Genomic DNA, 25,718 nt, shown 5'->3' with positions numbered 1-25,718 from the left:
AGGACCCCCAAGCATGACGCCATCATTGCCGAAACGAAACGAGCCGTTCCGGGCCGGCGAAACCGCGCTGCTGCTGGTCGACATGCAACGGGTCTGGCTGGAGCCCGGCGCCGATCCGGCGCATCCGGAGCGCGGTCCCGACCACTATTTCTACCGGCAGACGGCGTCGCGAACGATCCCCAACCAGGAACGCCTGCTGGCGGCGGCGCGGGCCAACGGCGTCGAGGTGATCCATACCATCATCCAAAGCCTGACCGAGGATGGCCGCGACTGCTCGCTCGACCACAAGCTGACGCCGATTCATATCGCGCCGAGCCGGCCGGAAGGCCTGCCGGTGCCGTCGCTGGCACCGGTCGGCGACGAGATCATGCTGCCGAAGACGTCGTCGGGAGTCTTCAATTCGACCAACATCGATTATGTCCTGAAAAACCTCGGCGTGCGTTACCTGATCGTCGCCGGCATCATGACCGACCAGTGCGTCGACATGGCGGTGCGCGATGCCGCCGATCGCGGCTACCTCGTCACCTGCGTATCAGACGCTTGCGCCGCTGCCTCGCAGGAGCGCCATGATGGCGCGCTCGAGGCTTTCGGCGGCTATTGCTGGATCGCCGACACCGCCATCATTACTGCCCGTTTCGAAGCCTTGGGAAAAGCTACATGACATCGACCGTCGAACCGCTCGTTGCCGTCGTCACCACCGACCTTTCGGCGATCACGCGCGGCCGCTCCGTCGTCGAAAGCAAGCTGCAGAAGATCGCCGCGACCGGCGTCGGCTGGCTGCAGGCCAATCTGTCGCTGACGCCCTTCAATTCCATCGTCGACCCCAATCCCTGGGGCTCGTCCGGCGATGTGCGGCTCATTCCCGATCTCAACGCGCGGTTTCGCACGGCGCTGACCGGATCGCCGACACCGTTCGACATGGTCGCCGGCAACATCGTCGAACTGGACGGCAGCCCGTGGGTCGGCTGTACGCGGACCATGCTGAGCGATGCGCTGGCGGAGTTGAAGGCGGCGACCGGGCTTTCCGTCATCGCCGCGTTCGAGCATGAATTCCATATCGAGGGCGACTTTGGGCCGGCTCATTCGATGTCGTTGGCCGCATTGCGCCGCGCCGATCCGTTTGCCGCCAATCTGATAGCGGCGCTAGCGGAAGCCGGCGTCGCGCCCGAAGTGGTGATCGCCGAATTCGGCACCGACCAATTCGAGGTGACATGCGAGCCAGCCGATGCGCTCGCCGCGGCCGATCGCGCGGTCGCCATCCGTGAGATCACGCGCGAAGTCGCGCGATGTGCCGGCTGGCGGGCGAGCTTCGCGCCCAAGATCGCGCCGGATGCCGTCGGCAACGGCGTCCACATCCATTTCAGTTTCGTCGACGAGGCCGGCAAGCCGGCGACCTACGATCCGGCCCAGCCGGGCGGTCTTTCCAGCCGGACCGCTTCGTTCTGCGCCGGCGTGCTGCGCCACCTGCCCGCAATCACCGCCATGACGGCGGCAAGTGTGTCGTCCTACTACCGGCTGAAGCCGCATAGCTGGAGTTCGTCCTACACCTGGCTTGCCGATCGCGACCGCGAGGCGAGCCTGCGCATCTGCCCGACGGTGACAATCGGCGGGCGCGATCCGGCGCGGCAGTACAACATCGAATACCGGGCAGCCGACGCCACCGGCAATCCCTATCTGTCGCTGGCGGCGATCGTGCGCGCCGGGCTGGAAGGGCTGAAGGCCAAGCTGCCGGCGCCGCCGCTGGTCACCGGCGACCCGACGCAGATGAGCGCCGCCGAACGCAAGAAGCTTGGCCTCGTACGGCTGCCGGAAACGCTGCCGGCGGCACTCGACGCGCTCGTTGCCGACAAGACCGTGACAGGATGGTTCGCGCCGGTGTTCGTCGAGACCTTTGTCGGCCTCAAGCGGCATGAGACCGAGCGCCTTGCCGGGCTTGATCCAGTGGCAGTCTGCGACCTTTACCGGACGCTGTATTGATGGCTGAGCCGCTTGCCAACGCCATCCTACCGGAAGGTTGGCCACCCGCGGTCGACGCAATCAACGAAACGGGGCGTTCCGATATCGTTCTGATATGCGAGCACGCGTCAAATCACATCCCGGCCGAGTATGCGCGGCTTGGTCTCGACAGCAGCCATTTGCAGCGCCATATCGCCTGGGATATCGGCGCCGCCGAAGTGACCCGCCTTCTGTCGAAGCTGCTCGATGCTCCGGCCTTCCTCAGCTCCTATTCGCGGCTTTTGATCGATCTCAACCGGCCGCTTGGTTCCAGCGGCAGCATTCCGGTGCTATCGGAGGACACTGAGATCCCCGGCAATGTCGGCCTCGATCCGGAGGAGCGAAGCCGGCGCGCCGAGATCATGTTCGCGCCGTTTCATGACCGCGTCGCTGCCCATCTCGACGAGCGGGCGAAGCAGGGCAGAGCGACACGGATCGCGACGATCCACTCCTTCACGCCGGTCTACCTCGGTGTTGGCAGGCCCTGGCATGGCGGCGTGCTTTACGACCGGGCAATCGATTTCGGCCAGGCAATGCTTGCCGGCCTGGGCGCCGGCATCGGGCTCAACGTCGCGGCAAACGAGCCTTACGTGATCAGCCGCGAGGGCGACTACGCCATACCGGTCCATGGCGACGATCGCGGCATTCCAGCCGTCCTCGTCGAGATCAGGCAGGACCTGCTGGCGGGCCGCTCCGGCATCGAGGAATGGGCGCACCGCCTGGCAGCAGCGTTGCCGGCACAGACAAAGGCGTTATGACCGAGCTCGGCTGCTCGACCGCAACGCAAGATGCCAGCCGGTGAAAAGCCTCCACCGTCCTCAGGAGAAGATTTGCGACAGTTCTTCGACGCTGGTGCCTTCCTTGACCTGCCGCAGCTCGACATAGCTGACCGCCGTGGCGACCGACAGCACCATCGACAGCACGGTCGACACCAAGGCTGCCGCCACATCGGCAATGATCCCGCCAAACATGACGATGACTGCCAGCATCACCCACTGGATGACCATCGCGATGACCATCAGGATCAGGAAAAGGCCAAATAGCGGCCAGCGGTTGCCCTTGGTCAGGACACGGCTGCGCGACATCGAACCGAACACGCCAAGCCGCTCCTGGATCAGAACCGGCACCGCCACGCACCATCCGAGCCACAAGATGATGCCGGGAACCAGCAAAGCTATCGACGCCAGGCCCGCACCCAGGCCGACGAGCAGGCCAATACCAAGGGTCGGCAGCAAATTGCGGATGGCTATCTGAATGCAGTCGCCAAAGGTCGGCCGCTTGCCGTTGTCGTTGCCCGCACCAGCGCCGACTGGAGCAGCAGCGCGAAAACGAAGGATAGCAATCCCGCAATAACCGTAATCCATGAATTCTGAAACATCATCGAGGGATCGGCCGCGGCGCCGGGGTCGCCCTGCAGAACCGCATCTAGTTGCGGTTGGCTCCACAGCCGAAGAATAATCGCCGGCAAGCCTGAAAACAGCAGCGCGAGTCCAAGGCACAGGCCGATGTTGCGGCCGATCACGGCGAAGCTGTTGTTGAACACTCTGCCGATCTCGAATTTCTCAGGCCGTTCCAATGTCGTTGAAGCCATGATTTCCCCCGTGTTTCGCCGTAACAGTATCACGGCGCCCTAATAGCAATTCTGCCAAGATTAACCGTGGGCGTCCAGCCCACTTGCAATTCTTGTGCTGCATTGTCAGTGTCGGCTGGGAACTGCAGGTTGCAGGGGAGCGGGTGACGGTGGCACAGCCAGGCACAGCGGAAGCCGAATGGCTGACCAATCTGCACAAGCAGCTGATCGCCGATGAGTCGATCCAGTTCGACCTGCCGGCCTATGTGCCGCCCCAGCCGCCCGACTGGCTGAAGCCGCTGCTCGATCTTTTGTCATCGCTCGGTCCCTACATGATCTATCTGTTCTGGGGGGCGGTGATATCGGGCGCCGCAATCATCCTGCTTTTGGTCTTCCTCGAGGTGAAAGGCATCGCCTGGCACCTGCCGTGGCAGCGCGCGCGGCCCGAGGCCGAGGCCGAAGAGACCTGGCGTCCCGACGCGGGCGCCGCGCAGATCCTGCTGTCGGAAGCGGATGCGCTGGCCGCACGCGGCGACTATGACGAGGCGGTTCACTTGCTGCTTCGGCGCAGCGTCGCCGATATTGCCAGCCGGCTGCCGGACTTCCTGCGCCCGTCGCTCACCGCGCGCGACATCGCCAATGCTCCTTCCCTGCCGGGAAGGGCACGCCATGCGTTTACCGAGATCGCCCGCATTGTCGAGACGGCGCTGTTCGCGCGCCGGCCGGTCGGCGCGGAAGGCTGGCGGCAAGCACGCGGCGCCTATGAACGTTTCGCCTTCCGGGATGCCTGGACGTGAGCGCACCGGCGGTCGAGGCGCAGGAGCCGTTCAATCGAAAGACACTGTTTTGGGGGATTTTCGCCAGCCTGCTTGCGGCTGCCGGTTTCTTCCTGCTGTCCACCTATGCTCCCGATTTCCGGCAACCCGGCAATGGCGGCGCCACGCCGCTGTCGAAAAGCGGCGTCGGCTACGCCGGCCTGGCCGAATGGCTGAAGCTGACCGGCGAACCGCCCTTCATGGCGCGGACCGAGGACGATCTCGGCACCGACATGCTGCTGATCGTCACCATTTCGCTCGACAGCGATCCGGAGGCTCTCGACCACATCCTCGACCTTCGTCAGGACCAGAACACGCTCTTCGTGCTGCCCAAATGGCAGATCCTGCCGCTGCAGGAGCATGAAGGCTGGAACATGAAATTCGGGCGATTGCCTGGTTCGGTGGTGAACGAGTGGCTTGGCCGGATCGCCGATGCAAAGATTGGTGCCGGCCAAAGTACGCCAAAGCAACTCGACATCGACGGCAGGCTCGTCAACGCCCCCGAAGAATTGCAGTGGGTAGCGGACGAACACCCGGTCATTGCAGCCGGCAAAGGCCAGGCCGTCCTGACGCAAGTGGAGAACAAGCCGTTCTATATCCTGACCGACCCCGACCTGATCAACAACGCCGCCCTCAAGGATCCCGACAAGGCGGCAGCGGCGCTCGGGCTGATCGCCTTGCTCCAGCCGGACGACGGGCCGGTGATGTTCGATCTGACGCTGCACGGCGCGGGGCGGAAGTATGATCTGGCCAAGCTTCTGGTCGAGCCGCCGTTCCTGGCGCTGACACTGACGATCCTGGTCGCTGCGGCGCTGGCGTTCCTGCATGGCCTCGGCCGATTCGGCCCGCCGCGTGCCGACCAGCGTGCAATTGCTTTCGGCAAGCGTGCGCTGGTCGATACGACGGCGATGCTCATGCGGCGTGCCGGCCGGCTGGACGAGCTGGGAGGCCGCTATGCGGCCTTGATGCGGGTGCGCGCCGGCGCGCTGCTCGGGGCACCGCAAGGATTGCAAGGCACAGCGCTCGACCACTGGCTCGACTCTCGCGATAAGGAGCAAGCCGGCGGATTCACGACGCGCTCGCAAGCCGCCGGCGAGGCGAAGAACCTGACGCAGATGCAACAGGCAGCTGAGCGGCTGCACGACTGGACAGCAAGGAGGCTCGGTGAACGTCGATGATGTGAAGGCCCTGGCGACACGGATCAGGGAAGAAGTGGCCAAGGCGATTACCGGGCAGCACGATACGGTCGACCTGATGCTGACCGCCTTGTTTGCAGGCGGGCATATCTTGCTCGAAGGCCCTCCCGGCACGGCCAAGACAATGACCGCGCGCTGCTTCGCCCAAGCGCTTGGGGTCACCTACGGGCGGATCCAGTTCACGCCGGACCTGATGCCCGGCGACATCGTCGGGTCGAACATCTACAACTTCCAGACCGGGCAGTTCACGCTGACGCGCGGCCCGATCTTCTGCGATCTCCTGCTTGCCGACGAAATCAACCGCACGCCACCCAAGACGCAAGCCGCACTGCTCGAGGCGATGCAGGAACATGCGGTCACGTTCGACGGCACCACGCATTCGCTCGGCCGCAACTTCATGGTCGTCGCGACCCAGAATCCGATCGAGCACCAGGGCGTCTACCCCCTGCCCGAGGCGCAGCTCGACCGCTTCCTGTTCAAGCACCGCGTCAGCTATCCCGGCCCCGAGGAAGAACGAGCCATCATCGTCCATCACGGCGGCGGCTCCGCCTCGCACGACATCGCGCAATATGGCATCGAGGCGCAGACGGACCGCGAGACGCTGCAGGAGGCACTTGCAACCGTCGGCTCCGTCACCCTCGTCGACGATGTCATCGGCTACATAGCGGCGCTGGTACGGGCTACGCGCGAAAATGCCGATCTGGAAGTCGGGGCCAGCCCACGCGCGGGCGCCATGCTGGCGCGGGCGGCGCGTGCCAGGGCAGCGCTGGACGGACGCGCCTATGTGATCCCCGACGACGTCAAGGCGCTGGCAGTGCCGGCGCTGCGCCATCGCGTCATCCTTTCGCCGGCCGCACAGATCGATGGCCGCCTGGTCGAACAGATCGTCTCCGACCTGGTCGACCAGACGGAAGCGCCACGTTGATCTATCCCAGCGGCCGAGCAGTATGGGCAGCAGCGGCCGGCGCGGTGCCGGCCTTCCTGATCGCGCTGGCACTGCCGTCGTTCTGGTATCTGGGATTGCTGTGGAGCTGCCTGCTGCTCGCCTTCCTGGCGGGGGATGCCGCGGCCGGACGCGGGCGGGCATCGCTGAATGCCAGCATCGATGCGCCGCAGCAGGTCGGTGTCGGCGGCGAGTTCAGCGTGCAAATCGCCGCCCGTCACTCGGGGCCGCGCGCCGCGGAGGCTCGCGTCGGCCACGATGCGCGTCTGGCGCCGGTGAGCGACAGCGGTGGGACATTGCTGCCAACCCCCGGAGGCGGGTCGCTCGACCTTCGCTTCCAGGCGCTGCGGCGTGGGATCGCCAGCTTCGACCGTCTTTGGGTGCGCTGGCGCGGGCCGTTCGGGCTGGTCTGGAACCAGGTCGTGCTGCCGGTGGAAAGCAAGGTTGCGGTGCTGCCCGACGTCAGCAGCGCCCGCGGCGAGGCGCTCACGCTGCTGCAGCGTGCGACCCTCGCTGAAGGCCATGCGCAGCGCCGCGCCGGCCAAGGCCGCGAGTTCGACGCGCTCAAGGATTACCAGCCGGGCATGGGCCGGCGCATGATCGACTGGAAGCGCAGCGCCCGCCACGGCAAGCTTTTGGCGCGCGAGTTCCGCATCGAGGAGAACAACAATATCGTGCTGGCCATCGATAGCGGACGCCTGATGTGCGAGCCGGTCGACGGTGTGCCGAAGGTGGATCGGGCGGTGACGGCCGCCCTGCTCTCGGCATTCATCGCGCTGAAGGGCGGCGACATGGTCAGCCTGTTCGGCTTCGATGCAAGGCCGCGCGTTTCGAGCGGCGCGGTACGCGGCCCCGCCAGCTTTGCGATGATCCAGAAACGGGCCGCCGAGATCGACTATTCCAGCGAGGAGACAAACTTCACCTTGGCGCTGACGACGCTGGCGGCGCGGCTCGACCGCCGTTCGCTGGTCATCATCTTCACCGATTTCGTCGATCCGATCAGTGCCGAATTGATGCTGCGCACCGTGGGCCGGCTCACCGAACGGCATCTGGTGCTGTTCATGCTGATGAAGGATACCGAACTGGAGGGCCTGGCCGACATGCCGCCACGCTCCGGCGAGGACGTTGCCCGCGCGGTCGTTGCCGGAGGGCTCTTGCGCGAAAGGCAGGTCGTCATCGGCCGGCTGCGGCTGCTCGGGGCGCATGTCATCGAAGCCAACCACAACCGGCTGGGTCCCGCGCTGGTTGAGCGTTATCTGCAGTTCAAGCAGGAGGATCTGTTGTGACGGCGCCAGTACCCGGCAGTGCGGTGCGTGGCGACGCGGTACGCCAGTCGTTGGCCAGCTTTCGCCGCGAGCGCGAGGCCGACTGGAAAGCATTCGAGGCACTGCTGGCGCGTGTCGAGAAGCGTGCGCCGCGCACGCTTTCCGAAGAGGAGCTGCTGTCGCTGCCCCTACTCTATCGATCGGCGCTGTCTTCCCTTTCGGTGGCGCGGGCGACCTCGCTCGACAACGCGCTGGTCGCCTATCTCGAAGCGCTGTCGCTGCGCGGTTATTTCTATCTCTACGGCGCACGTCGCGGGCTGCGGCAGCGCCTCGCCGATTTCTTCCTGCACGACTGGCCCGAAGCCATTCGCGACCTGTGGCGCGAGACATTGGTTTCGGTCGCGCTGATGGTGATCGGCATTGGTGCAGGCGCCTGGCTGGTGGCATCCGACAAGAGCTGGTTCGACGCGATCATCCCGTCCAGCCTGGCGGGGGGCCGCGGTCCCGATGCCTCGGCCGAACTGCTGCGCAGCATGCTTTATGATGGCGACAATGGCTTTCTCTCAGGCTTTGCCGCCTATCTGTTCACGCACAACGTCCAGGTCGCAATCCTGGCCTTCGCCCTTGGCTTTGCCTTCGCCGTGCCGACGGTGCTGCTGATGCTGTTCAACGGCTGCATGATCGGTGCGTTGTTCCAAGTCTATTGGTCCAAGGGACTTGGCATGGAGCTCGGCGGCTGGCTGGCCATCCACGGCACCACCGAATTGTTCGCAATCGCTTTGGCCGGCGCGGCCGGCATGCGCATCGGCACCAGCATCGCCTTTCCCGGCGAATTGACACGCATGGCGGCAGCGGCTCGTGCCGGACGCATCGCCGCGAATGCTATGGTCGGGGTCTCGGTCATGCTGCTGTTTGCCGGGCTGCTCGAGGGCATTGGCAGGCAGACCATCACCAGCGACGTCACGCGCTACGCCATTGGCGGTGGCATGCTGGCGCTGTGGATCGGTTACTTCTACCTGTTCCGGATGGTGCGGCATGGCCATCGGTAGACGCGCCGCCTTTGCGGCTATACGGCCGCTGATCACGCCCGAAGGCGTCGATCTCCGGATAAAGTTGGCCGACGCCGGCACGCGGGCCTCCGCCTTCCTGCTCGACATCGTGTTCATCGCCGTGGCTGCAATCGTGATCACGATCGTCGCGCTATTCGGGGTGGGAGGCCTTGGCAGCGAGGGATTTCAGCCGCTCTTCGTCGTCTGGATCATCCTGATCTTCTTTCTGCGCAACGCCTACTTCATCGTCTTCGAAGCGGGCCGGCGCGCGGCTACGCCCGGCAAGCGGATCGTCGGCATCCGGGTCGCGTCGCGCAGCGGAGACGGCCTGTCGATCGACCAGGTCATCGCCCGCAACCTGATGCGCGAGATCGAGGTGTTCCTGCCGCTGTCGATCATCGTTGGACGCAGCGGGACCGACCTCGCCGACACGTTGACGACGGTGTTCGGACTGGTGTGGACGCTGCTGTTTGCCTTGTTCCCGCTGTTCAATCGCGACCGCATGCGGATCGGCGACCTGTTGGCGGGGACCTGGGTGGTCGAGGCACCGAAGCGCGCCTTGCTGGAAGATCTGTCGGCCCGGCAGGATGCCGGCGCTGGCGCGTTCCGGTTCAGCCACGCCCAGCTCGACGCCTACGGAATTGCCGAACTCCACAAGCTGGAGGAGGTGCTGCGCCGCGACGACTATTTCGCCCTGCGGACGGTTGCCGAGACGATCGGACGCAAGATCGGCGCGGCACCCCAAGCCCATGACGCGCGCGCGTTCCTGACGGCCTATTACGGGGAATTGCGGGCGCATCTCGAGCGCAAGCTGCTGCTGGGCAACCGCAGGGCCGATAAGCATCAGCGGTAGGTTCGCTTTCGCAGCCCTTCTATTGGAGAACTACGATGGCTTGGGTTTGGTACGATCGATTGGATACGTCGTTTCAGCCGGCGACTTTTGACTACGGTTCTCCAGTAACCCCCGTTGATGCGATGACCTCCGTACCAATCGAGGAATCTCGTGGTCGGCCGGTGCTTCGTGCCAGATCCAATTTAATCAATTTTGAAAGCCTTCACTGCCCACCAACTGGCAACCCTCCGGCTGTTGATGATACGTGGCAGGAAATAATTTTGAAATTCGTGCCCCAAGAGTTTGTTCAATTTTATCCAATAACCTTAGTGGCCCGCGACGGAACGACTAACAAGTTTTCTTGGGTTCTGCCACTCAGCCGGGTTCGCTGCATAGATCCAGAACGATCTGATGTTGCCAGCGCGGTGGAAGGAGGTAACGTCTTACATATAATTTCTTGTAATTTTTACGTACACTTTGAGCACTGCTTAGGCACTATTCATCTGGCTAGAGATGAGCAGCAGTTAAATCATATAGTTTTGTCCGACGAATTGAGAACTGCACTCGCCGTAACAGGCGAGTCCTCAATGTTTTTTCGACCAGGCGACGTTCCCACGTTGATTAGGCGGAGGGTCCACTGACCAAAGATAGCGCAAACTTTGCCAACCGGCCAGACCGCCCGTCGCTTCTTACCCCACCCACTTCTCATAATCGGACACCAGCAGGTGCAGCGGTGCTGTGTCCTCGTCGATGTCCGCGAAGCGGCCGATTGGTTCGCGGAAGACGTTGTCGGTGAGATCGTCGTTGACGGTCGAAACCTCGCCGATCAGCACGTCCTTGCCCTCGGCCCAGAAGGCGTGCCAGACGCCCGGCAGCAAGGTGACGCTCTGGCCTGGGTCGAGCTTCAGGAGCCCACCCGCAGGTAGTCTGTGGATGGTTCCGTCGACAGGCACCGATACTTCGGCCTTCGGATCGATGCCGCCATCGCGATCATGCATGAACAGCTCCAGCACCAGTTTGCCGCCGCCACGGTTGATGATGTCCTCGGCCTTGATGTTGTGGCGGTGCATCGGCGACAGCTGATCCTTGCGCGAGATCATGATTTTTTCGGCATAAAGCATGCCCATGCCCTTCTTCATGTCCTCGTAGCGGCCGTTGCGAACGGTGAACAGGAACAGGCCGAGCTTGTCGAATTTCTCCTGGCCGTAGTCGGTGATGTCCCAGCCAAGCCGCGACGAGAAGATTGCCGACGAATCCTGCCGGCGCGCCTTCATCTCTTCCGGCGACCAGTAGGCGAAGGGCGGCATGATGTAGCCGAACGAGCGGATGAAGGCGTCGGCGTCGCGGATGATGTCGTTGATGGCGGAGCGTTTCATGATCGTGGTTCCTTCCCGTCGCTTTGCGAGCGCTAGAACGGTTCATCGTTTCACGGAAACGCCGAACCGCTCGATCTTTTTTGGACGCAATTCCGGACGGAAAACCGTTTCACACTTTTCCTGGAATTGCTCAAACCGCAATAGCCGAACGTCCATCCGGTGTCGATGCAAACTGCTGTCGCTGGCCCCATGACATGCGGTCCGATCAGGGCCATAAGGTCAACCAATTTTCCGATGGTGAGACCATGCGCAGCATAGACGACCTCGATACGCCGGCGACCCTGATCGATGCCGACCGCGCCGAAGCCAATATCGCGCGGGCGCAGGCCCATGCCGACCGGCATGGGCTGAAGCTCAGGCCGCACGTCAAGACCCACAAGCTGCCCTACTGGGCAAAGAAGCAGATCGCGGCGGGCGCCGTCGGCATCACCTGCCAGAAGATCGGCGAGGCCGAGGTCATGGCCGATGCCGGACTGACCGACATCTTTCTGCCCTACAATATCGTCGGGCGGGCCAAGCTGGAGCGCCTCAAGGCGCTGCACGGCCGCGTAACCCTGTCGGTGACAACGGACAGCATGGACACGCTGATGGGGCTTGCCGCCACCTTTGCCGATCCCGGCCACGGCCTGCCGGTGCTGGTCGAATGCGACACCGGCATGGGCCGCTGCGGTGTGCAGTCGGCCGGCGAGGCAGTCGCGCTGGCGAGCGAGATCGACAAGGTTCGGGGGCTCGTCTTCGGCGGCTTGATGACCTACCCGGGGGCCGGCCGCGCCGCCGAGACCGAGGCGTGGCTCGCCGAAGCGCGGCAAGCACTTGCCGCAGCCGGCCTTGCTTGCGAGCGCATCTCCAGCGGCGGCACACCCGATATGTGGCGTTCCGGCGAGCACAGCGTCGTTACCGAATACCGGCCCGGCACCTACATCTATCTCGACCGCTACCAGGTCGCCAAAGGCGTCGGCAGCCTCGACGATTGCGCACTGACGGTGCTGTCGACGGTGGTCAGCCACCCGACCCCGACACGCGCCATCCTCGACGCCGGCAGCAAGGCCCTGTCCAGCGACACACTGGGGCTCGCCGATTTCGGTGAGCTGCTGGGCATTTCAGGCGCAAGGGTGACCAGCCTCAGCGAAGAGCACGGCAACGTCACGCTGTCAGGCGGCGCCGAGCTTCGCATCGGCGAGCGCGTGCGCGTCGTGCCCGACCATTGCTGCGTCGTCACCAACCTGTTCGACGAGGTGCATCTGATCGAAGGCGACAAGGTGCTGGAAACGCTGCCGGTGGCAGCACGCGGGCGGATGGGGTGAGTCCAGCTGGAGCGCGTGCGCTTCAGGTACAAAATCCTTCAAACGCTGGAGGGACAGCACCCCCCCTCTGGCCTGCCGGCCATCTCCCCCTCAAGGGGGGTGATCGGTAGCTTCGCCTCTCTTTCAACATTCGCGATTGGCGAAACGATACGTGACATTCAATCTCCCCCCTTGAGGGGGAGATGTCCGGCAGGACAGAGGGGGGCGCGAAGGAACTCGACGGCGGTCAGTTAGCCTGCCTTGCCGCGACGCGGCGCATCGAAATGACTCGGCGGCGGAGGATTTCCGTGCGCATCGCCGCTAGGTGCAGCGCGAAGAAAAGCACGGTGAAGCCGAGTGCCATCACCAGCAATGGCCACAACAGGCTTGGGTCGATGGTCGGGCCGCCGAGCCGGAACACCGACGCCGGCTGATGCAGCGTGTTCCACCAGTCGACCGAAAATTTGATGATCGGAATGTTGATGAAGCCGACCAGGGTGATGATGGCGGCGGCCCACGCGGCGCGCCCGGCATCGTCGAGCGCGCGGGTCAGCGCGATGATGCCGAGATACATCAGGAACAGGATGAAGACCGAGGTCAACCGCGCGTCCCATACCCACCAGGTGCCCCACATCGGCTTGCCCCAGATCGAACCGGTGATCAGTGCAAGGGCGGTGAAGACGGCGCCGATGGGTGCCGCCGATTTCAGCGCCACGTCGGCCAGCGGATGGCGCCAGACCAGCGTGCCCAGTGCCGAGACCGCCATCAGCGTGTAGCACATCATGGCGAGCCAGGCGAAAGGCACGTGGATATACATGATGCGAACGGTGATGCCTTGCTGGAAGTCCTCGGGCGCCGCGAAGCTCATGTAGAGGCCGACAGCGAGGATGATGGCGGCAACGCTCGCCAACCACGGCACTACCTTGTCGACCAGCCCGACGAACCGCGTCGGGTTGGCAAGGTCCATCCAGCCGGAGAGGCGTGAAGTCGTGTCGCTCATGCGGCTTTACATAGACCGCCGGCGGAGTTGCGGCAACCACGGCGCCGGCGGTCTCTCCTTCTTCCCTTTGTGGGAGAAGGTGGATCGGCGCGTGGCTCCGAGTCGGATGACGGCTCATGTCGAGCCTGAATCAGTACTCATCGCAATATGAAAGCCGCCAGTCGGTAAACAACCCGATCGGGGTGTTTGATCGCGCCGAAGTTGACGCCAAAAGCGGTCAAGCTGGAAGCGTCGAGGATTGGTCAAACGCTCGGCGGCAGACTTCAAACCTGCTGTGGGCTGTTGGTTGATGGGGCGTTGATCGCAAATTGCGAGGCGAAAGCCCGGATATAGGCGGGCCGTGCTTCCCCGCGCGCAACATAGGCAGCCACGTTTTGATATTCGTCCAAAATGCCTGACATTCTTAGTCGCAGCAGCACCGATACCATCAATAGATCGCCCGCGCTGAACGCATCATCGAGCCAGTCGGCGACGCCTAAGTGAGCCGAGAGTTTGTCCAGCCGAGCGCGAACACGGTCCTTTACCAACGGCAAGCGCTCCTCGCTCCAAGGCTTGTCACTTTCGAATATTCTTGCCGTCGTTAATTCCAGGATCGGCGGCTCGACGGTGTTAAGTGCGGCAAACATCCACGTGATCGCGCGTGCGCGGGCATCGCGATCCTTCGGGAGCAGGCCCGCATGCTGCTCGGCAAGATGAAAGACGATCGAGCCGGTCTCGAACAGCGAGAGAGAACCTTCCTCATAGGTGGGGATCTGGCCGAAGGGATGGATCGCCAGATGGTCAGGCGCCTTCATCCCTGCGAAGGAAACAAGACGAACCTCATAAGGCTGACCCACTTCTTCGAGCGCCCAGCGAACGCGCGTATCGCGCGCCAGTCCCTTGCCGCCATCGGGCGATCGTTCAAATGCTGTGATAGTGATTGTCATCGCATCCGTTTCCTTGCCTGGGCGAATTTCTTCGGCTTCCTATCGTGAGACGAATGAGCCTCCCCGAAATCGACATCGGTCTTGACCTATTTCATTGCTGGGCGCCGCTCCCGATCAGAGGTCGTGATAGCGCGATGGCCAATTCGGCGAGGCTGCGCGATGGCCAACTCCGCGAGGCCGCGCGTAGGGGCTGCCTTGTTACATTGTCCGCTTTTGCGAGCTTGCGCCCTGAACGCAGACCGAGGCCCTTCCGGTCAATCCCGATTTACGGATTCACATCCTGATCTGCAGTGCGCCTACATCTCCATTTTTGGATGAAGATTTTGCGCCAAGCTGGAGTTGCGGGATCTGAACGCCGTCTGCGACACAATTATCGCCTAGGTCCGCGATGAGAGCTTGCAGCCGTGGCGGTGACGCGGTCTCCCCTTCTCCCCTGTGGGAGAAGGTGGATTGGCGCGCAGCGCCGAGACGGATGAGGGATGCTGGACGGAGTAAGGCGCTACTCGGTGCGCCGCAGTCTGGATTTTGGATGAAGGTGTGCGCCGAGTTGGAGCGCACCTCATCCGTCGCCTACGGTGACACCTTCTCCCACAACAAGGGGAGAAGGTGAACCGTGCCACTCAGGCGGCTTCGTTCACCGGATGGCTGAGGCGGCGAACCTCCTCGTCGTTGAGCAGGCCGCCAGCACGCAGCAGGCTGGCGAAGCGGCCGTTGCGCAGCGACAGTTCGGTGAACCCGCCCATCTCGACCACCCGGCCCTTGTCCATGAACACGACCAGATCGGCATCGCGAACGGTGGTCAGGCGGTGGGCGATGATGAAGGTGGTGCGGCCGCGCCGCAATTCGTCGATGGCGTCCTTGACGCGGTCTTCCGTCTCGACGTCGAGCGCGCTGGTCGCCTCGTCGAGAACCAGGATGGGCGCGTCCTTCAGCACGGCGCGGGCAATCGCGATGCGCTGGCGCTCGCCACCGGACAGCTGTCCGCCGCGTTCGCCGACGACCGTGTCGTAGCCTTCGCTCTTCGACAGGATGAAATCCTGCGCGGCGGCGGCGTTGGCAGCGGCATGGACCTCGTCATAGGTCGCCTCCGCACGGCCGACGCGGATGTTGTCCTCGATCGAGCGGTTGAGCAGGCCGGCATCCTGGAACACGGTGGCGATCGAATGGCGCAGCGACTTGCGGGTCACCGTGCGGGTGTCGATGCCATCGATCAGGATACGGCCGCCGGACGGCGTGAAGACGCGCTGCAGGAGGTTGATGAGCGTCGTCTTGCCGGCGCCCGTCGGGCCGACGATGGCGACGGTCTGGCCGGCCTGGACCTCGAACGACGCGTCGTCGACGCCCTGCCCGGAATTGCCGAACTCGAAGCAGACATTCTCGAAACGCACATGACCCGTGACGTTGACGAGGTCGCGCAGCCCGTCGGGCTCGGCGGCATCGGAAGCGGAGTCCTCGAGATGATAGAATTCCTCGAGCTTGGCGCGTGCCTCGGAAATCTGGTTGGCGAAAGCCGACATCTGGTCGAGCCGGGCAATCAGCAGCGTGGCAAAGCCGGTAAAGGCGATGACGTCGCCGATGCGCAACTGGCCGTGCGTCACCAGATAGGCGCCAATCAAGAGCACCACCATCATCGAAATCGTCGACGACAGCCGGTGCAGCGCGTTGGCCATCGCCCACCAGTCGAGCACCGGATTCTGTGCATCGAGCAGGTTCTTGACGTAGCGCTTGAGCGCCTCGGTCTCGTGGCCGATGCGGTTGTAGCTCTGCAGGACAGCGACGTTGCTGACCGAGTCGGTCACATGCGCAAACACCTTGTGGTAATGCCGCTCGACGGCCGCCTGGCCTTCCTTGGTGCGCCGCATCACCAGCCGTCCGATGCCAACATAGAGCGCGCCAAGCGCCAGCAGCACCATCGACATGCGGATATCCATGCTGAGCGCCGTGGGCACCAGCAGAACCAGCGCGACCGCGGTCGACAGATGCTGCCGCATGAATTCGAGCCAGAGGCTGAACAGGGTCTCGACCGCGCGCAGGAGCGTGTGCAGGGAATTGGAGGTGCCGCGCTGATGATGCCAGGCTAGCGGCATGGTGATAACGCGCTCGAACGACTGGCAAAGAACCTCGCTGCGCCGCTGGTGGGCAAAGCGGTCGGCGCCGCGCGCCACCAGCACGAAGGCGATGATGTTGAACGCGCCGAGGCCGGCCCACATCGCCAGCGTCGAGAATACCGAGCCGCGGTCCGAAATGGCATCGATCACCCGGCCGAACATGATCGGCTCGAGAATGGCGATAATGGCAAGCGCGACATTCGCCCCGCAGATAAACGCAACGCGTTTCCTGTCGGCAGCGAGATAACCAAGGGCTCGCCAGTAGATTTGCAGAAGTGACACTTCAGCTACTCCGCCAATTATTTATGGTGCAGTGCGTCATTTTTTGACTCGTATCGGTTGACGCGTCGCAAAACAATGCTCGTCTACCTCTTCCGTTCCCATTCCGCGAACAAAAGATGACGACGCTTCGAAATTTGCCGTGATCGTCTAACAGTTTGAGATAAAAGGTGAAATGTCAGCGTTGCGGCAAAATCATGGCAGCTGGAAAGCACTGCCACAATTTTAATCAGCAAGACCCCGGGCACGACGTCTAAAGTCGTGTGCAGGCATTCAGCAAGGTCAAACGCAAATATAACCGGTAGAGGCACTTGGAGTGCCCGTGCGTTCCCTGGGGAAGCGCAAGGGACGCTCCAAGCCCTTGAATCTAGGCCGGTATTCTGACGATCACCTCGGCGTTGTCTCCGGCTTTTGGCTCGAAGGACGAAGATTTGGTCTTCGTGCCATTCACTTCAAGTGAGATGGCCCGAGCCTTTTTGTCGCGGACGACGCGTACCTTGATCTCGGCGCCCAGCATCTTCAGGGTCGCCGAATAACCGTCCCAATGGCTGGGAAGTCTCGGCGTGAATTGAATGCGCTGTCCGCGACGCTCGATGCCGAGAATGCTCTCGACCGCCGCGCGATAAAGCCAGCCCGCCGAACCGGTATACCAGGTCCAGCCGCCGCGGCCGCCCTTGTCCTGCCCGGAATAAACGTCGGCCGCGACGACGTAGGGTTCCACCCGGTAGCGCTCTGCCGCGGCTTCATCGAGTGCATGGTTGACCGGATTGAGCATCGAAAGGCAACGGTAGGCATCGTCGGTGCGACCCATCTCGGCGAGCGCAATGACGAACCATGTCGCCGCGTGCGTGTATTGGCCGCCGTTTTCACGGACCCCCGGCGGATAGCTCTTGATGTAGCCCGGGTCCTTTTCCGTCCTCGAGAACGGCGGGGTGAACAGCTTGACGATCTTGAGCTCGTCGTCGACGAGCGTTTTCAGCGCCTGCCCCATTGCCGTCGTCGACCGCGCCGGGTCGCCCTCGCCCGAAAGCACGCTCCAGGACTGGGCGATCGAGTCGATCTTGCACTCGTCCGATTTGCGCGAGCCGAGCGGCGTGCCGTCGTCGAAGCTGCCGCGCCGATACCACTCGCCATCCCAGGCGGTGCTTTCCAGCGCCCGCTTCAGCATCTCGGCGTGCTTTGCCCAGGCCTGCGCGCGCTTGGCATCGCTCTGCGCCTTGGCGACAGCGGCAAAGTCGCCCAGCGTCTTCAGCAGGAACCAGCCCAGCCACACGCTCTCGCCCTTGCCGTGCTCGCCGACGCGGTTCATGCCGTCGTTCCAGTCGCCGCCGAGGATCAGCGGCAGCCCGGCTGGGCTGCTGCGCTTGACGGCAAGATCGAGCGCCCGCGCGCAATGGTCATAGAGCGAGGCTGTCTTCTTCGAGATTTCCGGGATGAAGAAAGCATCGTGCTCGCCTTCGCCCAGCGCCTGCCCCTCGATGAAAGGCAATTGCTCCTTCAGGATCGCGGTATCGCCCGTCACCAGCAGGTAGCGCGCCGTGGCGTGGGCCAGCCAGACCACGTCGTCCGAGATCATGGTGCGAACGCCTGCCTCTGTGCGCGGCAGCCACCAATGCTGCACGTCGCCTTCGGGAAATTGCCGCCGCGCCGCATTGAGGATCTGGTCACGCGCCAACTTGGGGTCATGCGCCAGCAAGGCCAAGGTGTCCTGCAGTTGATCGCGGAAGCCGAAGGCACCGCTTGCCTGATAGAACGCAGAGCGGGCACGGATGCGGCAGGCCAGGCTCTGATAGGGCAGCCAGTGATTGACCATGGCGTCGAGTGCCTTGTCCGGCGTCTCGACCTGGATGGTGTCGAGAAAGCCGCGCCATGTGCGCTCGTTGTCGGCCAGCCGCTGATCGAAATCCCTGGAGCGATGGGTCTGCACCAGCGCGCTGGCCTCCTCGGGCGAGGCCGCGTCGCCGAGCAGCCAGAGCAGCGTGACGTCGCCACCGGCAGCGATGTCGATGTCGCGTGCGATGGCCGCGCAGGGATCGTCGCCGGCCTCGACACGGCCCGACAGGCCGGCGCCGCTCAGCACGGCATGCGGAAACTCGCTGGAGCCCAGCCTGCCGATGAATTCGCCGCGGTCGGCGGTGACCGAATGCACCGCACCGTCGGCGGCCAGAAAGGCGATCCGTTCGCCAAAATCGAGCCCATAGGGATTTTGCGCCAGCAGAGCGCCGGTCGCGGCATCCCGGGACGGAACGATGCTTGCCGCGGTGCGCGAACGATGGCCGCCAAGAACCCATTCAGCATAGGCGTAGACGCGTAGCCGCATCGGCGCCGAACCCGAATTCTGGATGCGCAGCCGCGATATCTTCACCGGATCGACGGGATCGACGACATGGGTCAGGTCCATCGACAGCGGCCCGCGTTTTGAACGGAACGTCGAAAAACCCTGCCCGTGCCAGGTTTCGTAAGTCATTGTCGGGTCACGCACCACGGCAGCCAGCGGCGAGAACGCTTTGCCACTGGCATGATCGTAGATATAGATGCCCTCGCCCGGCCGGTTGGTGACCGGATCGTTCGACCACGGCGTCAACTGATAGTCGCGGCTGTTGCGGCTCCAGGTGAAGGCAGCGCCTTCAGCCGATATGTGGAACCCGAACGATGGGTTGGAGATGACGTTGATCCACGGTTGCGGCGTCGTGCGCCGGCCGGCAAGACGCACGACGTAGTGGCGTCCGCCGCCGTCGAAGCCGCCGAAACCGTTCCATTGGTCGAGCCCGCTGCCGTCGACGCGGGCCTCGACCAGTGCCTGGGCGGCAAACGCTTGCGCCGTCGGCACCGGCAAGGACGGCTCGCGAAGCGCTGCAAGGTCTGCCGGCTGGAGGGCGGCGTCTCGCGCCTGCAGTGCCGCGGCCTCGGCGCGCTCGATCTGGTCGAAGATGGTGCCGTTACGCGTATGCAGCACCACCCGGGCGACGGCGAGCAAAGTCCTGTAGGTCGTTTCCTCCATCAGATCGCGGCGCACCGCGAAGATGTGCTGGCGGGGTCCAAGCTCCTTGCCGCGCAACCGGCTGTTTTCGCACAGCGTCTCGACCGCGCGCTGCAAGTCCTGCACGTATGACGAAGCCTGCTCGTTGACGACGACAAAATCGATCATCATGCCGCGGGCGCGCATGTATTCCTGGAAGCGAAGCGCCTGGGCGACGATCTCCAGATCGGCGACATCGGCGATCCTGACCAGGAAAATGGGAAAATCGCCGGATATGCTGGTCGGCCACAGGCTGGACTGCCTGCCGAGCCCGGAGGCGATGGATTCGCCGGGCAGGCGCAGGAACGGATCGGGATAGATCAGGTAGCGCGCCAGCTTCTGCACATTGGCGGCGTCGGACAGGCTGAGGCCGAGGTGACGGGTCTGCACCTGCGAGCGCGTCCAGGCGAGCATCGCCTGGCGGGAGAAGCTTTCGGGATGGTCGAGCCGTGCGATAGCGGCATCCAATTCGGCGCGATCGGCGCCGACGACGGTCCAGAACGTCAGCGAAATCTTCTTGTTGGCCGGCACGCGCACCTGCCGGCGAAGCGAGGCGATCGGATCCAGGGTGAAGCCGGAATGGCCGCCAAGCTTGGCGCCGGGATCAAAGGCAGCCGCGTCCGTGATGGTGCGGCCGCGGCCGATGAAGGAGCGCCTGTCGGTTTCCGCCTCGGCATCACGCGCCGATCCAGACGGATCGGTGACGAAATGCACCATGGTGACATCGGGTTCGTCCTTTTCGCGCTTGCGCCTGGTGGCGAAAATCGCGCCGTTGTTCGGTGCAATCTCGGTTTCCACGAACATCTTCGAAAAGGCCGGATGCGCATTGTCCGAGGGCTCGGAGCCCAGCACCAGTTCGGCATACGAAGTCACTTCGATGTGCCGGTCGGCGGCGCCGTCATTGTAGAGCGTTACCCGCCGGCCCTCGCCATTGCCTTCCGAGATGACGATGCACTCGACCTCCGAACGCAGCGACCCAATCGATTTGACGAAGCTCGCCTTGTCGTCGGAAAACAGCGTCTGCACACGCTCGTCGGTGGCGCGCTTCGGCTCGGCGGTGGCCGACCACCAGTCGCCATTGCTGGCGTCGCGCAGGAAAATGTAGGAACCAAGCCGGTCCTCGGTCGGATCCGGCTGCCAGCGCGTGACGGCAAGTTCGCCCCAGCTGCTGTAGCCCGAGCCGGTGGCGGTGGCCATGACCGAGTAGCGGCCGTTGGACATGACACTGGTCGAGCGCAGCGCCCTGAGCGGATCGAGCACGATACGCGTATCCGGGCTCTCGAGTTCGGTCTCGTCCTTCGAGCGCTCGTCGGCCTCGGTCCTGACGGTCGCCGTCGGGATGTCGCGCGGCGCCCTTTCCTGCAAGAGCAATTCCGCAGATTCGATCACCGGATCGCTGTGGAAGCGGTCGCGCAGGCGCCCCTCGAAGATCGCATCGGCAACGGCGGCGATCGACATGCCCGAGTGGTGGGCCATGTAGTTCAGCACGACGGCATGGTCGGTGCCCTCGGGGACGCGCTGCGGCGTGAAATCCACCGCGTCGTAAAAGCCATGCCGGCCAAGTGCGCCCAGCCGCCTCAGCCTGGCCAAGTTCTGCACGGATTCATGCGGCGTGAACTGCGCTGCCAGCACGGTCGCGTAGGGCGCGATCACCGTGTTTTGGCCAAGGCCGCGCTTCAGCCCGAGCCCGGGCACGCCGAAATTGGTGTACTGATAGGTCAGTTCGCGGTCGCGGGCGTTGTAGGCCGCTTCCGAAATCCCCCAGGGAACGTTCTTCGACCGGCCATACTGGATCTGGCGCTTGATGATGAGCTTGCTGGTCTGGTTGAGAATGCTGCCTTGCGGCTCCTTCATCACCAGCGGCGGCATCAGATACTCGAACATCGAGCCGGACCAGGACATCAGCGCGCCCTGGAAGCCGATCTCGACGATGGGCCGGCCGAGCCGGAACCAGTGCTCGGTCGGCAAATCGCCCTTGGCGATGGCGAACAGGCTGGTCAGCCGCGCTTCGGAGGCCAAAAGGTCGTAGCAGCTTTCGTCGAGCTGATGCTCTTCGACCCGGTAACCGATCGACAAGAGCTTGCGTTCGGGCCGCATCAGGAACGAGAAATCCATCTCGAAGGCGAAACGGCGCGTGCGCTCGCGCAAGGTCAGAAGCTTGGCCCGCAATGCCGCGACGGCGTTTTCGTCGCTGTGCGCGTCGTGGACATGCGCCTCGCAGGTGGCTTCGAGCCTGGCCGCCCAATCGGCGATGGTGTCGCTCTGGGTCGATGCGGCCTCGGTGTGGATGGCTGTCGCGAGCTTGCGTATCTCGCCGGCCAGGACGGCCAGGTTGATAGTGCGGATCGACGCCATCTCCGGCTGCGCCTTGATCAATTCCACCGCCCGCCGCATGCCGTCGAGACGGTCGGCGAGCCGCTGGCGCAAGGGCCGCAATTGACGGCGGTCGTCGGGCAACTCCTCAAGGCTTTCGTCGAGGATGGTGACGGTGTCGAGGATGCCTTCGAAGTCGCCCTGCACATGCACCGACGGCGCTTCCGCCCATTCGGCGCAGGCAGCGGCCACGGCCACCAGATGGCCGGCGAGATTGCCGCTGTCGACGGCAGAAATGTACAGCGGATAGAGCGGCTTCAACGTCGTGGTGTCGTACCAGTTGAAGAGATGGCCGCGATCGCGCGGCATGCTCTCGATGGTCGACATGGTCGCGTCGATGCGGTTGACGGCGTCGGAGAGGCTGATCCAGCCGAAATCGCGTGCCGAAATCACGGACAGCAGGTAGACGCCGATATTGGTCGGCGAGGTGCGGGGCGCCACCACGGGGGCCGGGCTTTCCTGGAAATTGTCCGGCGGCAGATGGTGATGCTCGGCCGTCACGAAGGTCTCGAAATAGTGCCACGTTCGCCGCGCCACGGTGCGCAGCGCGTGGATATCGGCGGCCGATATGCGCAGGCGATCCTCGGTTTCGGCCGAACGGCTGATCCAGCAGGCGATGGCGGGCGAGCCGATCCAGAACAAGGCAAAGAAGAAGGCGACGAAGGCGCCGGTGGAATCGGCCAGCACCGGCACAGCGAGGCCGACGACGCCGATGATCACCGCGCCGTACATGATGCTGTAATAGGAGCCGAGATCGTTGTCGCCGCCCTTGTGTGCCTGCGAGGCGGTGCGCCATTCGAGCAGGTTCTGGCGGCTGACGAACAGGCGGTAGAGCGTGCGGATGATCGCGTCGCCCATCATCCAGGCAAGATGCGCCATCAGCACGATCTTCAGCGCCACCAGGGCGGTACCGAAGGCAACGTCGCGCGCCAGTGCCGAGAAATGGCCGCGCGGCGTCTGGTCGCCGCTCTTCGGCAGGATGGCGTTGACGATGTCGAAAGTCGGCGCCATGAACAGCGTGAGGATCAGCAGCGCCTGCCATTGCGCCGCCTGCGTGAAGGGCAGCAGCGTCCAGCCGGCGATCGCGGCCATCACCCAGAAGATCGGCGTCACCGAGCGGCGCAGATTGTCCACCATCTTCCAACGCGACAGCGCCGGCACGTTTGAGCGCGGGCCGAGGATGAAGCCCAGAAGCTGCCAGTCGCCGCGTGCCCAGCGATGGTGGCGCGATGCGTCGACCGAATAGCGGGTCGGATAGTCCTCGACCAGTTCGACGTCAGTGACCAAGGCCGATCGCGCCAGCGCGCCTTCGAGCAGATCGTGGCTGAGGATGGTGTTTTCCTCGATACGGCCCTTCAGCGCCGCCTCGAAGGCATCGACATGGTAGAGACCCTTGCCGGTGAAGGAACCGTCGCCGAAGATGTCCTGGTAGAGGTCCGACACGGCAAAGACGTACGGATCGAGCCCGCGATTGGCGGAAAAGACACGCTGGAAGAACGACGCCTCGTCGCCGCTGGTCAGCGACGCGGTGATGCGCGGCTGCAGGATGGAATAGCCGGCCGTGACCTCGCGCCGGGCCGCGTCGAAATGCGGACGGTTGAGCGGGTGGCAAAGCTTGCCGGCCAGCGCAGCGACGGCGTCGCGGGTTGTGCGGGTGTCGGCGTCCAGCGTCATGACGTGGACGACGCTCTCCGGCAAGGGCACTTCCAACGGCAGGAAGGTGGTGTCGCTGTCGCCGCGCAGCAAGAGGTTCAATTCGTGCAGCTTGCCGCGCTTGCGCTCCCAGCCCATCCAGACGCCTTGCGAGGCGTTGTAGAGCCGGCGCCGATGCAGCAGATAAAAGCGCGGCGCGCCATCCGAGGGATAGCGGGCGTTCAGTCGGGCGATTTCGGCGCGGGCGAATTCGAGGATTTCGACATCCGCCGTATCGATCTCGGTCTTCGAGTCCGGCCAGTCGGAAAGCAGCGCGAAATGGATCTCGCCCGCCGTGTTGGCGAGGTGATGCACTTCGATGTTGCGGATGTTCTCCTCAACGTCGTCGCGCGAGCCGATCAGCGACGGCACCACCACCAGCGTCCGTGCCTCGGGCGGTACACCATGCCTGAAATCATAGCCGATGAGACGCGTCGGCTTCAAAAACAGCGAGACGACGGTGTTGAAGAATGCGAGCGCGCCTTCGCTGGCCGGCACCGCGAACAGGGCCAGCATCAGGACGATCGACGGCACTGACAGGCCGAGATTGGCGAGCGCATTGCCGGAGACGACCAGAAGCAGGACCGTCAGCGCAAACACCGGCACGACGATGCCCAGCCATCCGGTCTTGCGGAACGTCCGGTTGATCGTCTTGCCGATGGTAGGCCGGTAGCCGATCGACCGCTCCAGTTCCATCCGGCGCGGACCGACCAGAAAGAAGCCGACGTCGGTGTGAGCGATCGGACCGGTTTCGGAGCCCGGCGCATCGGCAGCATGGCCGGCGAGTTCAATCGCCCGTTCGGCAACGCGAAATTCGGAAAGATCGGAACGGCGTGCCAGCTCCTCGATCGCAGTCCGGTATTGGTCGCGCGAAAAGAAATCGAGCGCCGCGAAATCGGTGCGCTCGCGCAGCAAAGTGTCGATGCGGCTGACGCCCTCGAACCACACCGTCCAGTCGATGTCATTGATGAGGCGCAGGCCGCGGATGATGTTGCCGGTGGTCACATTGCCGCTGGACAGCGTGCGGTGCTCGCTGAGGATGATTTCCTCGGCGTCGGAGCCCGTCCTTTCCAGCTCGCCCTCCAGCCATTCCAGCGCCCTGCCGGCATTTTGCGAGCCGTCGCGCAGCCGGTAGAGCAACTGGGTTGCGAAGGTGGTGTCCTGCGCATGGGCGCTGTAGCCGGAAAGTATCGTCTGCCGGTCGGCGCTGTCGTCCGTCGCCAGCACACGGTCGGCGACCTCGTTGGCGATCTGGCGCAACTCCCGCGTGCGATTGACGCGCACCGCGATCCGGCGAAGATTCTCGATCAGGACAAAGCGCAGCAGCGACGGCAGCGCCCATAGTTCGCCGATCTTCAGCGGCTCGACGGACTGGAAGCCTTCGACGATCGCCTTGAACATGGCCGACGAGACGGAACTGTCGGAATGCGCGACATAGGTCCATGCGACCGCCAACGCGCGCGGCACGCTGGATCCGTCGGACAGTTTCAGCGTCGGCAACTGGCGATAGAAGCGGCGCGGCAGGTCGCGCTTGACCTGGAAAATGGTCTCCTCGACCAGGTAGTTGTTGTCGAGCAGCCACTGTGCCGCGGGCGTGATCGTTTCGCCCCTCGCCTGGGCAGCGTTGGTGGAACGGTAGACATCGAGAATCTTCCTGGCGCTGTCGCGGATGCGCGCCTGAAAATCGAAAGGCGTCAGCCCGAACAAATCCTTGGCATCGCCATTGGCAAGGGCTGCGCCCAACGCGCGCAGCCGATCTTCCGTCAGGAAATGGGAGCGTATCGGCTCGTCGGTGACAGCCGGGAAGCTGGCGCTCGTCTTTTCGATCTGTGCGAGATTGGTCTGGATATTCATCTAAGGTTCCGTGTTGGGGACGCAGTGCGGCGTCACCGCCACGGCAATGTCCCTAAAACCGGTCCAAATGCAATTGGTTGCATCGCAACACTTGGCCGAATGTTTGTTTCCGCACCACGACAAGGTGTCGTCTTTCGACAACT

17 protein-coding genes are annotated in these 25,718 nt (G+C 63.8%); 10 read left to right on the top strand and 7 right to left on the bottom strand.

Going from position 1 to position 25,718, the window contains the following annotated elements; translation table 11 throughout:
• Window positions 1–13 precede the first annotated feature (13 nt).
• The 3 genes from NKJ09_RS21900 to NKJ09_RS21890 are packed head-to-tail and all read left to right on the top strand — an operon-like array spanning window position 14 to window position 2,753.
• Complete coding sequence (locus NKJ09_RS21900) at window positions 14–661, top strand: cysteine hydrolase family protein (RefSeq protein ID WP_352495284.1); 648 nt, start codon at window positions 14–16, stop codon at window positions 659–661.
• Window positions 658–1,977 carry a type I glutamate--ammonia ligase gene (locus NKJ09_RS21895; protein ID WP_352515775.1) on the top strand — a complete coding sequence of 440 codons (1,320 nt, stop codon included), beginning with the start codon at window positions 658–660 and terminating at the stop codon, window positions 1,975–1,977. Before NKJ09_RS21900 ends, NKJ09_RS21895 begins: the two co-directional genes overlap by 4 nt.
• A complete protein-coding gene (locus tag NKJ09_RS21890) occupies window positions 1,977–2,753 on the top strand; it encodes an N-formylglutamate amidohydrolase (protein ID WP_352495282.1) in 777 nt (258 codons plus the stop codon). Before NKJ09_RS21895 ends, NKJ09_RS21890 begins: the two co-directional genes overlap by 1 nt.
• Window positions 2,754–2,813: 60 nt before the next feature.
• On the opposite strand, the gene NKJ09_RS21885 is transcribed toward NKJ09_RS21890, so the two are convergent.
• On the bottom strand, window positions 2,814–3,230 hold the full coding sequence (locus tag NKJ09_RS21885; RefSeq protein ID WP_352763505.1) for a hypothetical protein: 417 nt from the start codon (window positions 3,228–3,230) through the stop codon (window positions 2,814–2,816).
• Between the two features lie 11 nt (window positions 3,231–3,241).
• On the bottom strand, window positions 3,242–3,538 hold the full coding sequence (locus tag NKJ09_RS21880) for a hypothetical protein (protein ID WP_352763503.1): 297 nt from the start codon (window positions 3,536–3,538) through the stop codon (window positions 3,242–3,244).
• A 197-nt stretch (window positions 3,539–3,735) separates the two neighbouring features.
• Between NKJ09_RS21880 and NKJ09_RS21875 the strand changes: the two genes are divergently transcribed.
• The 6 genes from NKJ09_RS21875 (at window position 3,736) to NKJ09_RS21850 (ending at window position 9,686) form a co-directional block, all read left to right on the top strand.
• On the top strand, window positions 3,736–4,362 hold the full coding sequence (locus NKJ09_RS21875; protein ID WP_352495281.1) for a DUF4129 domain-containing protein: 627 nt from the start codon (window positions 3,736–3,738) through the stop codon (window positions 4,360–4,362).
• Window positions 4,359–5,558 carry a DUF4350 domain-containing protein gene (locus NKJ09_RS21870; RefSeq protein WP_352495280.1) on the top strand — a complete coding sequence of 400 codons (1,200 nt, stop codon included), beginning with the start codon at window positions 4,359–4,361 and terminating at the stop codon, window positions 5,556–5,558. The genes NKJ09_RS21875 and NKJ09_RS21870 overlap by 4 nt, the downstream gene beginning before the upstream one ends.
• Window positions 5,545–6,501 (top strand): AAA family ATPase, encoded by a 957-nt coding sequence (locus tag NKJ09_RS21865; protein ID WP_352495279.1) that lies wholly within the window; start codon window positions 5,545–5,547, stop codon window positions 6,499–6,501. The genes NKJ09_RS21870 and NKJ09_RS21865 overlap by 14 nt, the downstream gene beginning before the upstream one ends.
• Window positions 6,498–7,805 carry a DUF58 domain-containing protein gene (locus NKJ09_RS21860; RefSeq protein ID WP_352495278.1) on the top strand — a complete coding sequence of 436 codons (1,308 nt, stop codon included), beginning with the start codon at window positions 6,498–6,500 and terminating at the stop codon, window positions 7,803–7,805. The genes NKJ09_RS21865 and NKJ09_RS21860 overlap by 4 nt, the downstream gene beginning before the upstream one ends.
• Window positions 7,802–8,833, top strand: coding sequence for a stage II sporulation protein M (locus tag NKJ09_RS21855; RefSeq protein WP_352495277.1), 1,032 nt, complete (start codon window positions 7,802–7,804; stop codon window positions 8,831–8,833). Before NKJ09_RS21860 ends, NKJ09_RS21855 begins: the two co-directional genes overlap by 4 nt.
• Window positions 8,834–8,897: 64 nt before the next feature.
• On the top strand, window positions 8,898–9,686 hold the full coding sequence (locus NKJ09_RS21850; protein WP_352495276.1) for an RDD family protein: 789 nt from the start codon (window positions 8,898–8,900) through the stop codon (window positions 9,684–9,686).
• Between the two features lie 668 nt (window positions 9,687–10,354).
• On the opposite strand, the gene NKJ09_RS21845 is transcribed toward NKJ09_RS21850, so the two are convergent.
• Entirely contained in the window at window positions 10,355–11,041 is a 687-nt protein-coding gene (locus NKJ09_RS21845; RefSeq protein WP_352495275.1) for a D-lyxose/D-mannose family sugar isomerase, read from the bottom strand.
• A gap of 245 nt (window positions 11,042–11,286) precedes the next feature.
• Here NKJ09_RS21845 and NKJ09_RS21840 point away from each other — a divergent pair, with 245 nt between their 5' ends.
• Window positions 11,287–12,345 carry a D-TA family PLP-dependent enzyme gene (locus tag NKJ09_RS21840; RefSeq protein WP_352495274.1) on the top strand — a complete coding sequence of 353 codons (1,059 nt, stop codon included), beginning with the start codon at window positions 11,287–11,289 and terminating at the stop codon, window positions 12,343–12,345.
• A gap of 226 nt (window positions 12,346–12,571) precedes the next feature.
• On the opposite strand, the gene NKJ09_RS21835 is transcribed toward NKJ09_RS21840, so the two are convergent.
• The 4 genes from NKJ09_RS21835 to NKJ09_RS21820 all read right to left on the bottom strand — a co-directional run bounded on the left by NKJ09_RS21835 (window position 12,572) and on the right by NKJ09_RS21820 (window position 25,575).
• Window positions 12,572–13,324 (bottom strand): heme ABC transporter permease, encoded by a 753-nt coding sequence (locus tag NKJ09_RS21835; RefSeq protein WP_352495273.1) that lies wholly within the window; start codon window positions 13,322–13,324, stop codon window positions 12,572–12,574.
• Window positions 13,325–13,587: 263 nt separating this feature from the next.
• Complete coding sequence (locus tag NKJ09_RS21830) at window positions 13,588–14,250, bottom strand: glutathione S-transferase family protein (protein ID WP_352495272.1); 663 nt, start codon at window positions 14,248–14,250, stop codon at window positions 13,588–13,590.
• Between the two features lie 620 nt (window positions 14,251–14,870).
• The gene (locus NKJ09_RS21825) at window positions 14,871–16,640 is read right to left on the bottom strand and encodes a glucan ABC transporter ATP-binding protein/ permease (protein ID WP_023717211.1); all 1,770 of its coding nucleotides are present in this window, start codon (window positions 16,638–16,640) and stop codon (window positions 14,871–14,873) included.
• Window positions 16,641–17,004: 364 nt separating this feature from the next.
• Entirely contained in the window at window positions 17,005–25,575 is an 8,571-nt protein-coding gene (locus tag NKJ09_RS21820) for a glycoside hydrolase family 94 protein (RefSeq protein ID WP_352515778.1), read from the bottom strand.
• Window positions 25,576–25,718 lie beyond the last annotated feature (143 nt).

Source organism: Mesorhizobium sp. M0189, from assembly GCF_040322135.1.
Lineage (GTDB): Bacteria > Pseudomonadota > Alphaproteobacteria > Rhizobiales > Rhizobiaceae > Mesorhizobium.
The sequence above is the reverse complement of the archived record's forward strand: the minus strand, read 5'-3'. Positions and strand labels throughout refer to the sequence as shown.